The organism is Dermacoccus sp. Ellin185, assembly GCF_000152185.1.
Classification (GTDB): domain Bacteria; phylum Actinomycetota; class Actinomycetes; order Actinomycetales; family Dermatophilaceae; genus Dermacoccus; species Dermacoccus nishinomiyaensis.
This window is the reverse complement of record NZ_AEIQ01000077.1, coordinates 91,747-102,847: the sequence shown is the minus strand read 5'-3', so window position 1 is coordinate 102,847 and position 11,101 is coordinate 91,747. Positions and strand designations below refer to the sequence as shown.

7 protein-coding genes are annotated in these 11,101 nt (G+C 67.0%); 1 reads left to right on the top strand and 6 read right to left on the bottom strand.

Annotated elements, in window-relative coordinates; genetic code table 11:
• Nucleotides 1-247 precede the first annotated feature (247 nt).
• Complete coding sequence (locus tag HMPREF0321_RS08310) at nt 248-2,086, bottom strand: phosphoenolpyruvate carboxykinase (GTP) (protein ID WP_006945726.1); 1,839 nt, start codon at nt 2,084-2,086, stop codon at nt 248-250.
• Between the two features lie 620 nt (nt 2,087-2,706).
• On the opposite strand from HMPREF0321_RS08310, the gene HMPREF0321_RS14905 reads away from it, so the two are divergent.
• Nucleotides 2,707-3,711, top strand: a complete 1,005-nt coding sequence (locus HMPREF0321_RS14905) for an endonuclease domain-containing protein (protein WP_082740941.1) — start codon at nt 2,707-2,709, stop codon at nt 3,709-3,711.
• Nucleotides 3,712-3,841: 130 nt separating this feature from the next.
• Here HMPREF0321_RS14905 and HMPREF0321_RS08295 read toward each other — a convergent pair whose 3' ends face one another.
• The 5 genes from HMPREF0321_RS08295 to HMPREF0321_RS08275 form a co-directional block, all read right to left on the bottom strand.
• Nucleotides 3,842-4,708, bottom strand: a complete 867-nt coding sequence (locus HMPREF0321_RS08295) for an aminoglycoside phosphotransferase family protein (protein WP_006945685.1) — start codon at nt 4,706-4,708, stop codon at nt 3,842-3,844.
• 164 nt (nt 4,709-4,872) lie between these two features.
• Complete coding sequence (locus tag HMPREF0321_RS08290; protein WP_254653981.1) at nt 4,873-5,925, bottom strand: SAM-dependent methyltransferase; 1,053 nt, start codon at nt 5,923-5,925, stop codon at nt 4,873-4,875.
• A gap of 140 nt (nt 5,926-6,065) precedes the next feature.
• Nucleotides 6,066-7,541 (bottom strand): amino acid permease, encoded by a 1,476-nt coding sequence (locus tag HMPREF0321_RS08285; RefSeq protein ID WP_006945716.1) that lies wholly within the window; start codon nt 7,539-7,541, stop codon nt 6,066-6,068.
• 187 nt (nt 7,542-7,728) lie between these two features.
• Entirely contained in the window at nt 7,729-9,246 is a 1,518-nt protein-coding gene (locus HMPREF0321_RS08280) for an amino acid permease (protein WP_006945689.1), read from the bottom strand.
• A gap of 169 nt (nt 9,247-9,415) precedes the next feature.
• On the bottom strand, nt 9,416-10,885 hold the full coding sequence (locus tag HMPREF0321_RS08275) for an amino acid permease (protein ID WP_006945676.1): 1,470 nt from the start codon (nt 10,883-10,885) through the stop codon (nt 9,416-9,418).
• Between the last annotated feature and the right edge of the window lie 216 nt (nt 10,886-11,101).

Sequence of the window (11,101 nt, the reverse complement as noted above, 5' to 3'; positions counted from 1 at the left end):
CGCCGACGGGGACGAGGATCGCCGGGGGGACGGCGAAGCCTCCCGGGCGCTCGGGTGAGCACGCGGGAGGCTTCGTGACCGACGACGGCCAGTGACGATCGGCCGGGATCGCCACGTCGTGGGGGAGACGCACCCTGCTGGGCTTCATCGAGTCTGCCCCGCCCAAGCGGAACCTGCTGGCGCACGCCCCGCCGAGGCGGAACCTACTCATGCAGGCACCGAGGCGGTGAGCGTCTCCGTGACGGGCTCAGGCGCCGAGGCGCTCCTTGAGACCGTCGAGCTCGACCTGCAGCTGCACGGGCAGCTGGTCGCCGAACTTCGCGAACCATTCCTCGATCTGCGGGATCTCGGCCTTCCACTCCTCGACGTCGACGGCGAGCGCCTTCTCGAGCTGCGCGTCCGTCAGGCCGAGGCCGTCGACGTCGAGCGACTCGGGCGTCGGGACGTGGCCGATGGGCGTCTCGACCGCGGCGGCCTTGCCCTCGATGCGCTCGATGACCCACTTGAGGACGCGGCTGTTCTCGCCGAAGCCCGGCCACAGGAAGCCGCCGTCCTCGTCACGACGGAACCAGTTGACGTAGAAGATCGCCGGCAGCTTGGATGCGTCGGCGTCCTTGCCCACGTTGACCCAGTGCTGGAAGTAGTCGCCGGCGTTGTAGCCGATGAACGGCAGCATCGCCATCGGGTCGCGGCGCACGAGGCCCACCGCGCCGGTCGCGGCGGCCGTCGTCTCGGACGACAGCGTCGCGCCCATGAAGGTGCCGTGCAGCCAGTCGCGGGCCTCGGTGACGAGCGGAACCGTCGTCTTGCGGCGGCCACCGAACAGGATCGCCGAGATCGGCACGCCCTGCGGGTCGTTGTACTCGTCGGCCAGGATGTCGCACTGGTCGATCGGCGTGCAGTAGCGGCTGTTCGGGTGGCTCGACAGCTCGCCCGACTCGGGCGTCCAGTCGTTGCCCTTCCAGTCCGTCGCGTGAGCCGGCGTGTTCTCCAGCTCCTCCCACCACACGTCGCCGTCGTCGGTCAGGGCGACGTTCGTGAAGACGCTGTTGCCCTTGTTGATCGCGGCCATCGCGTTCGGGTTCGTGTGCTCGTTCGTGCCCGGCGCGACGCCGAAGAATCCGAACTCGGGGTTGACGGCGTAGAGGCGGCCGTCCTCACCGAAACGCATCCAGGCGATGTCGTCGCCGAGCGTCTCGACCTTCCAGCCCGGGATGGTCGGCTTCAGCATCGCGAGGTTCGTCTTGCCGCAGGCGCTCGGGAAGGCCGCCGCGACGTAGTAGACCTTGTTCTCCGGGGAGATCAGCTTGAGGATGAGCATGTGCTCGGCGAGCCAGCCCTCGTCACGCGCCATGACGGACGCGATGCGCAGCGAGTAGCACTTCTTGCCCAGCAGCGCGTTGCCGCCGTAACCCGAGCCGAAGCTCCAGATCGTGCGCTCCTCGGGGAACTGCACGATGTACTTCTCCTCGTTGCACGGCCACGCGACGTCCTTCTGGCCGTCGGCGAGCGGCGCGCCGAGCGAGTGCAGCGCGGGGACGTACTTGGCGTTCTCGCCGAGCTCCTCGATGCGCTTCAGGATCTTCGTGCCGCAGCGCGCCATGACGCGCATCGACGCGACGACGTACTCCGAGTCGGTGATCTCGACGCCGAACATCGGGTTCTCGGCCTCGAGGTGACCCATGACGAAGGGGATGACGTACATCGTGCGGCCCTTCATGCAGCCCTTGTACAGGCCACGCATGAGGTCCTTCATCTCGTTCGGGTCCATCCAGTTGTTGGTGGGCCCGGCGTCCTTCTCGTCGACGGAGCAGATGTACGTGCGGTCCTCGACTCGCGCGACGTCCTGCGGCGAGCTCGCGGCGTAGAACGAGTTCGGCTTCTTCTCCTCGTTGAGGCGCGTGAACGTGCCCTGCTCGACGAGCTTGTCGGTGATCTGCTTCCACTCCTCATCCGATCCAGTCACCCACTGGATGCGGTCGGGGGTGGTCATCTCGGCGACCTCCGCAACCCAGGCCGCGAGGCCCTCGTGCGTCGTGCCGCCTTCGGTGGGAACGCCGGCCTTCGGCATGTCCATCGTCGTCATGTGGATCGGCCATCCTTAGTGTGCGATCGGGCCCGAGCGGGATCTCCGCGCGTGCCGTCCTGATCGCTGTCGTCGGTCACCCCGGCCGCGGACGTTTCGTGGCTGGCCACGATTGTTTTCCGCTGCACGAATGGGGACTCTTCGAACGTACGGGTATCTCGACGTCAAGATAAAATGGGCGATCGAACCAAACGTGTGAGCTGAGTCACAAATGCATGGTGACCTGTTGGTTTTCAGTGTCGAATGTCGAAAGTGACGACGAACTCGCCGTTAACTCAACATTTCCACCCACGACGATGACCTGTGGCACGGGTTGTTGGCGGGTTCGTTCGGAGGCATTCGGAACGTTGCGCGGACGCTGAGTGCGAAACTCCCAAGCTTGGGCGTTTCGACGGTCGCGTGCCGCGGGCCGGCTGCGAAACTCCCAACCTCGGGCGTCTGAGGCCCAGGGGGTGGCGGGTCGGCTGCGAAACTCCCAAGCTCGGGCGTTTAAGGCCGGCGGGGGCGCGGGTCGGCTGCGAAACCCCAAGCTCGGGCGCTTCGACGGCCGCGCCCGCCAAGCTCCCAGGTCCTGTGGATAACTTTCGGCACGGTCGCAGCGAACCCGCGAGTCTGGGGGCATGACCACCTCTTCACCCGCAGCTGAAACGTCGTCCGGACAGCGCGCGTCCCGCCGAGCGGTAGCCGAGCGGCGACGCACCGCGCTGGGCGCATTCGGTCCGTTGCCCTTCACCTCGCAGGAGGCGCTCGCGGCGGGCCTGAGTCGGAGCGACCTCGCCTCCGATGACGTCCGTCGCCTCTTCCGAGGTGTATTCGTCGACGCTCGCGTTCCGGTGGCGCACGGGCTTCGGTGCGCGGCGGCGTTACGACGCTGCGGGGAGGGAGCGCGCATCTCCCGCCTCGATGCGGCGCAGCTGTGGGGATTGCCGGTGCCTGCGTTCGAGGGTGTCAGCGTCAGCATCCCTGCGCATCGGGACGTACGCAGCGCCGGGTTGGTCGTGCATCGGCACCTCGGTCGTTCGCAGACTGCCGAGGTGTGGGTGCCGTCGGTGCGGCGGCGCCTGCCGACGACGGCTCCGCTCGATCTCGTGCGCGAGTGCCTGCCGTGGCTCTCCCTCGTCGACGCCGTCGTTCTCGCCGATGCCATCCTGCGCCTGAGGTCGGTGGATGCAGTGCGGGCTCGTGCTGCATGGGCGGAGTCGCTCGGCACGCGGCCGGGGCGCGGGCGGGATCTCGTGCGGCTCGTCGATGGGGCAGCAGAGTCGGCGATGGAGACGCGGCTGCGCGTGTTGCTCATCCTTGCGGGGTTGCCGCGACCGGTGGCGCAGGTCGAGGTGGTCGCCGGCGGGCGCCGTCGTCGGCTCGATCTCGCGTACCCCGAGCTGAAGATCGCGATCGAGTACGACGGCGATCACCACTACACCACCGAGGCGCAGAAGCACGCGGACCTCGAGCGCGAAGCGGCGTTGCGCGCAGAGGGGTGGGAGGTCATCCGCGTCGTGTCGCACGGGATATACCGCGACCCGGCTGGAACGGTGCGAGCCGTGGCCGCAGCCCTCGGACGCCGGGGCCTCGCGGTGCGAACGTCGGACGAGTGGCGGGCTCACTTCCGTCAGCTCGCGTAGGCGGACGAAACTCCTGACGTTGGGAGTTCTACAGCTATTCGGGCAGGCACTGGCTGTGAAACTCCTGACGTTGGGGGTTCGGCAGCCACTCGGCCAGGCACTGGCTGCGAAACTCCCAAGGTTGGACGTTTCAGCGCAGAGCGACCCCGACGTCGGTGGCGACGGCTTCGACCATGCGGGTGAGACGCGCCGTGCGCTCGGGCATGGTGTCGCGGTAATTCGCCAAGGTGAGAAGACCCGGCCCGGCGAAGGCCCATGCGCGAGAACGGGCCCACATCGCCTCGTCGGCACCAGCGGCACGCGCGAACACGGCGCGACCCGGTGCGTCGAAGAGGTCCCAGGCGTAGAGCAGGTCGACCGCGGGGTCACCCACACCGAGCCCGCCGAAGTCGATGACCCCGGCCAGCGCGCCGCGAGCGTCGACGAGCACGTTCTCGGGCGACAGGTCGGTGTGCACCCAGGCCCCGGCCTTCGGCGCGGGGCCGACCTCGCGCAGCCGCTTCCACGCCAGGCGCACCTGAGCCGGGTCGAAGAGATCGCTCAGCTCATCGGCTGCTTCCTCGACCCAGCCGTCAGTGGTGTCGTTCACCGGCTCCCCACAGCGGTAGCCCCAGCGCTCGGCGCCGCCCACTTCGCCGCAGGTGTCGAGCGCGTGGAGCTCTGCGGTGAACTCGCCGAGCGTGGTGGCAAGCGCTTGCTGCATCGGCGCCTCAAGATCTCTGGGCGTGCGGCCTTCGAGCCATGTGACGACGGCCCATCGGCGCGGAAACACCGCACTTGGGCGCCCGGTGAACTCGATTCGGGGGATCGGTGTTCTCACGGCAGCTCCGAGCATCGGCAGCCACGTCACCTCCTTGGCGAGGTCGTCGGCGTAGGCATCGGAGCGTGTCAGCCGAAGCGCGAGGTGCTCCCCGATCCGGAAGACCCAGTTGCTGCTGCCGGACGTCTTGCTCGGGCGCACCTCGAGCGTCGAAAGGTGAGGTGCCTGTTCACGCAAGAGTCGGGCGGCGTCGCAGTATCTGGCTCAGAACTCATCATGTCGGGAGTTTTGCAGCCGACTCGGCGAGCGGCGACTCATTACCTCCCAACGTTGGGAGTTCTAAAGCCAACTCGGCGAGCGGCGACGCATTTTCTCCCGATGCTGGGAGATGAGCGCCGGCATCACACGCGAGAGAGCACCAGCGTGATCTCGTGGCGGTTGTGCTGCAACTGCCGCGCGAAGGTGATGTCGTACGCCTTCGTCAGCATCGTCATCGCCTCGTCGGCCTGCTTGACGGGGTTGTTCGTGCCGAGCTTCAACGTCACGATCGCGCTGCCGCCGGGACGCAGCATGTCGGACGCCTCGAGCATCGTGTGCGCCGAAAGCTGCGGCGGCATGCGCATGTCGTTGACGATGAGGTCGACGCGCTCGCCGTGCTTCGCGACGAACTCGCCCGCCGTCGTCTTGTGATGCTCGACGCCGCCGAGGTTCATGACGCGCTCGTCGATGTCGGCCGGGTCGACGGCGTGCACCTGCGAGAAACCGCGCGAGCGCAGGATGCGCGTCCAGCCCCCGGGGCTCGCGCCGAGGTCGACGGCGACGTCTCCGCGCGGCACGTCGATGAGACCGAAGAGTTCTTCGAGCTTGAACTCGGCGCGGCTGACCTGCTCCTTGCGCGCGGCGAGGCGGATGCGCCCGCCGGCCCAGTCGGACAGGCCGAGGTGGGTCGGCGTCACCCCCGTCGTCAGACGATCCTCACCGAGGCAGAGCGACAGCGTGTGCTCGGCGCCGCCGGGGACGACGCGGACACCTTCGTCCATGAGCATCTCGAGCAGGGGGCGACGCACCTTGCCCGGCGCCCAGGGCGCCTGCCCCGAATCCCAGGTGTGCAGCGACACGGCGTCACCGGCCCGATATCGGCCCGCCTCGGTCAGCGCTTCGAGGCGCGTCGTCATCGCGTCGAGGGCCCACTCGGCGATCTCCTCGACGTCGTCGTGCCGATGCGCCTTCGTCGGCGTGTTCGCCTCGACGTTCGCGAGGTACTTGCAGAACCTGAGGTAACCGCTCGTCGCGAGGTCGTGGATCCGTTCGAGGCCGCCGTCCTTCAACTGCACGAGCCCGGCGTCCTCGCCGACGCGCGTCACCTTCTCGATGTCGAGCTCACGGCGCAGCTCGACGACGGCGAAGCGGTAGTAGTCGGGCGTGGTGGAGAACAGCACGGGAAGCTCGATCACCCGGTCAGTCTAGTGGCGAACGACATGACCCCCATCGCGCGTCGGCGGCCGTCGGCCACAACCGAACCTCCTGCACCGGCGACGTCACGAACCCCCACCCATCAGGCAGGTGGGGGTTCGTCAGGGTGCAGAGGTGAGGGTCAGTGTTCGGGGCCCTCGAGGCGTGCTTCTTCGGCGTCGAAGGCGTCGGGGTCGATCTTGTTCCGCACGAAGAACCACCCGATGACGAGGGCGATCGCAACGATCGGGGAGGCGACGCAGACCGTCAGGAAGCCCTTGTTGTCACTGGTCGCCAGGAGCACGACGACGGCGACGAGAAACAGCAGCGCGAAGATGTCGCTCGCGGGGGAGGCCCACAGGCGGAACGCGGGCCGCGGGGCGCCGCCACGCTTCGACTTCACGACGAACGCGAGGTGGCTCAGCATGATGAGGCACCACACCGCGATGATGCACACCGACACGAAGTTGAGCGCGATCTCGAACGCCTCGCTCGGCCACAGATAGTTGATGACCACGCCGACAGCGCCGAGTGCAGCCGTCGCGATGATGCCGGCGGCGGGCACGGCGCGTCCGCTCATGACGCCGAGGAAGCGCGGCGCCGAACCGGAGACGGCCATCGACCGCATGACACGTCCCGTCGAGTACAGGCCCGAGTTCATCGACGATGCCGCGGCCGTGATGACGATGACGTTCATGACGTCCCCCGCGTGTGGCACGCCGGCTTGCGCCAGGGCGGTGACGAACGGCGACGTCGTCGACGAATACTCATCGGTGGGCAGCAGCAGCGTCAGCAGCACGAGAGAACCGAGGTAGAAGACGATGATGCGCCACAGCACCGAGTTGACGGCGCGCGGCATGACCTCGAGCGGGTTCTCGGCCTCACCGGCGGCGACGCCGACGAGCTCCATCGACGAGTAGGCGAAGATGACGCCCTGCATGAGCATGAACATCGGCGCGAGACCGTGCGGGAAGAACCCGCCGTGGTTGGTGATGTTGTGCAGCCCGGGTGCGGAACCACCGACGTGGTGGCCGGAGACGATGAAGTAGATCGCGAGGGCCATGAACCCCAGCAGGGCGGTGACCTTGATGATGGAGAACCAGAACTCCATCTCACCGAACAGCTTCACCCCGACGAGGTTGATCGCGACGGTCACGACGAGGGCGATGGCTGCGATGACCCACTGAGGGACGTGCTCGCTGAAGAAGCCCCAGTAGTGGAAGTACAGGGCGATCGCGGTGCAGTCGACGACGATCGTCGTCGCCCAGTGGATGAAGTGCATCCAACCGGCGGTGTAGGCAGCCTTCTCGCCGATGAACTCCCGGCTGTAGCTGACGAACGCGCCCGAGCTCGGGCGGTGCACGACCATCTCGCCGAGGGCGCGCACGACGATCATCGCGACGACACCGCAGATGGCGTACGAGATGAGCAGGGACGGCCCGCCCTTCTCGAGGCGGCCACCGGCACCGAGGAACAGTCCGGTGCCGATGGCGCCACCGATGCCGATCATCTGGATGTGGCGGTTCTTCAGGTTCTTCGCATAGCCGTGGTCACCGGCGTCGGCGGGGCGTCCCGCGGTGGGCGCCGGGTTGTTCTGGGTGTCGGCGGAGGTCGACATCGCTCCCTTTCACGTCGAGGCCGGGTGCGGCCTGGGCACGCACACACTAGGGGAGGCGTGCGGCATCAACGCACGCAGGGCCGTCATCGCCGTGAGCGATCCGGTCACGAGGAGGCGTCTGGAGTGCACAGACGTGACGGCGCCCCACCCGGCCGGGTGGGGCGCCGTCACGTCGGGCATTCGATCGTCAGGACATGCGTGACGCTTCGTCGTCGAACGCTTCGGAGTTGATGCGGCCGCGCACGAGGAACCAGCCGCCGACCATGAGCGCCGCGAGGACGGGCCCGCCGATGTAGACGGCCTTGGCGGCCTTCGGGTCGTCGCCGAACATGATGAGCAGCAGCACGGCCGCCATGAACAGCAGGCCGAAGATGTTGAGGAACGGCGCGCCCTTGAGCTTGAAGTCGGGTCGCTCCAGCTCGCCGCGCTTGGCCTTGCGCACCATCATGAGGTGGCTGATGAGGATCATCGACCACACGCCGATGATGCCGAGCGTCGCGAGCTCGAGGACCATCTCGAACGCGTCCGACGGCCACGCGTAGTTGATGCCGACGCCGATGAGGCCGAACGCGAACGTCGTGAAGATGCCCCAGTAGGGCACCTGCGTCTTGCTCATCTTCGCGAGGTAGCGCGGCGCGGTGCCGGCCATCGCCATCGAGCGCAGCACACGGCCGGTCGAGTACAGGCCGGAGTTCATCGAGCTCGCCACGGCGGAGATCAGCACGACGCTCATGATGTCGGCCATGTGGACGCCGCCGATGTGGAACCCGACGCGGTCGAGCACGGTGACGAACGGCGACTCGCCCTTCTTGTACTGGTCGGTCGGCAGCAGCAGCGTCATCAGGGTGATCGTGCCGATGTAGAACACGAGGATGCGCCACACGACGGCGCGCGCCGCCTTCGGCATGACCTCGCGCGGGTTCTCCGTCTCGCCGGCGGCGACGCCGATGAGTTCCATCGACGCGTACGCGAAGATGACGCCGGACATCAGCATGAACATCGGCGACACGCCGTTCGGGAAGAAACCGCTGTCGGTGATGTTGTGCAGGCCGGCCGTGGCGTGCTGACCGTCCGACGACAGATCCTTGCTCGTCACGATGAAGAAGATCGAGACGAACATGAACGCGATGATCGTGACGACCTTGATGATGGAGAACCAGAACTCCATCTCGCCGAACCACTTCACGCCGATGAGGTTGATGACGAGCACGATCGTGAGAGCCAGCAGCGCCAGAGCCCACTGCGGCAGCGCGTCGGAGATCGGTTTCCAGAAGATGAGGAACCCGGCGATGGCCGTCGAGTCGGCGATGACGGTGAAGCCCCAGTTGATGAAGTGGAACCACCCGGCGGCATAGGCCGCCTTCTCGCCGATGAACTCGCGACTGTAGGAGACGAAGGCGCCCGAGCTCGGGCGGTGCAGCACCATCTCACCGAGCGCACGCACGACGATCATCGCGACGGCGCCGCAGATGGCGTAGCTGAAGATCAGGGACGGGCCGGCCTCGTGCAGGCGCCCCGCGGAGCCGAGGAAGAGGCCGGAGCCGATGGCGCCGCCGATGCCGATCATCTGGATGTGGCGGTTCTTCAGGTGCTTGGCGTACCCGGTGTCACCGGCGTCGCGGGAATGCGGGGCGTCGGCGGGGCCGTTCGCGCCGGGAGCCGCGGACCCGGAGGTGGGCGCAGGCTCAGAGAGGAGGGAGGACATCGAGGGATGCCTTACTGCTCGAGGGCCGTAGCCCAGGCCACATGACTGGCACACTCTAGGCCACCGATGTGACCGCGTGCACACATGTGTCCGCTCTGAGATGACGCCATCGACGCGTGATGCCCCGCCTACGAACGTAGACGGGGCATCAGACGTGATGAGCGGAGGCTCACACCATGGCGTTGTCCTCGGAGTCGAACGCTTCGGCGTTGATCCGATTGCGGACGAGGAACCAACCGCCGATCATGAGAGCGGCCACGACCGGGCCCATGATGAGGACGACCTTCTGCAGCACGCCACCCTGCGTCGCCATCAGGACCAGGATGAAGCCGAGGAAGCCCAGCGCGACGATGTTGAGGAAGGGCGCGCCCTTGAGCTGGAAGTCGGGTCGCTGCATCTCACCGCGCTTCGCCTTGCGCACCATCATCATGTGAGAGATGAGGATCATGGCCCACACGCCGATGATGCCGAGGACGGCGACCTCCAGGACGATCTCGAAGGCATCCGAGGGCCACGCATAGTTGATGGCCACACCGATGAGACCGAAGGCAGCCGTCGTCGCGATCGCGGCCCACGGCACCTGGTGCTTGCTCATCTTGCGCAGGTAACGCGGCGCCGTGCCCGCCTCGGCCATCGAGCGCAGCACGCGCCCGGTGGAGTAGAGGCCGGAGTTCATCGAGCTGGCGACCGCCGTCACGAGGACCACGGTCATGATGTCGGCCATCTTCACGCCGCCGATGTGGAAGCCGATGCGGTCGAAGACCGTCACGAAGGGCGAGGTGTCCGCCTGGTAGGCGGTGTGCGGCAGGAGCAGCGAGAACAGCGTGATCGTGCCGACGTAGAAGATCAGGATGCGCCACAGGACGGAGCGCACGGCCTTCGGCATGACCTCGCGCGGGTTCTCCGTCTCGCCGGCGGCCACACCGATGAGTTCCATGGCGGCGTAGGCGAAGATGACGCCGGACATCAGGGTCCACATGTGGCTCGGCCCGTTCGGGAACATCCCGCCGTGATCGGTGATGTTGCGCAGGCCTGCGGTATCAGGGCCCAGCTGGTGCGACGTCGCGATGAAGTAGATCGCGACCACCATGAAGACCACGAGCATGGCGACCTTGATGATGGAGAACCAGAACTCGACCTCGCCGAACAGCTTGACGCCGATGAGGTTGATGGCGAGAACGATCGCCAGCGCGATGAGGGCGAGCGCCCACTTCGGCAAGGCGTCGGACACCGGCTTCCAGAAGTACAGGAACGTCGCGATCGCCGTTGCGTCCGCGATGAGAGTGAAGGCCCAGTTCAGGAAGTGGAACCAGCCCGCTGCGTACGCCCCCTTCTCTCCGATGAACTCGCGACTGTAGGAGACGAAGGCACCCGAACTCGGGCGGTGCAGCACCATCTCACCGAGCGCACGCACGACGATCATCGCGACGGCGCCGCAGATGGCGTAGCTGAAGATCAGGGACGGGCCGGCTTCGTTGAGACGCCCCGCGGAGCCGAGGAAGAGGCCGGAGCCGATGGCGCCGCCGATGCCGATCATCTGGATGTGGCGGTTCTTCAGGTGCTTGGCGTACCCGGTGTCACCGGAGTCGCGCGAATCGGACGCGGCCGAATTCTTCAGCGCGTCAGGAGTCGAGGACATACGTTGCCTTTCATGAACAGGAGGACACCTCGGCCTCGCGCGGGGACGCACGTCGCCGGTCAGGTGTGCCGCTCATCACTTTAGGCCAGCGAGGTGACACCCCTCGCGCCCCATTGTTACGGGAGTGTTAAGGGGGCCTGTGAACGTCGCGTGGGTGACGCGGTCTGACGCTGCGGGGCGGCCTGGGCGAGCGCTCTGGACGCGACGCAACCGAGA

Coding starts and splice junctions, on each gene's coding strand:
- HMPREF0321_RS08310 (WP_006945726.1), bottom strand. CDS start 2,086: ATGACGACGATGGACATGCCGAAGGCCGGCGTTCCCACCGAAGGCGGC.
- HMPREF0321_RS14905 (WP_082740941.1), top strand. CDS start 2,707: ATGACCACCTCTTCACCCGCAGCTGAAACGTCGTCCGGACAGCGCGCG.
- HMPREF0321_RS08285 (WP_006945716.1), bottom strand. CDS start 7,541: ATGTCGACCTCCGCCGACACCCAGAACAACCCGGCGCCCACCGCGGGA.
- HMPREF0321_RS08280 (WP_006945689.1), bottom strand. CDS start 9,246: ATGTCCTCCCTCCTCTCTGAGCCTGCGCCCACCTCCGGGTCCGCGGCT.
- HMPREF0321_RS08275 (WP_006945676.1), bottom strand. CDS start 10,885: ATGTCCTCGACTCCTGACGCGCTGAAGAATTCGGCCGCGTCCGATTCG.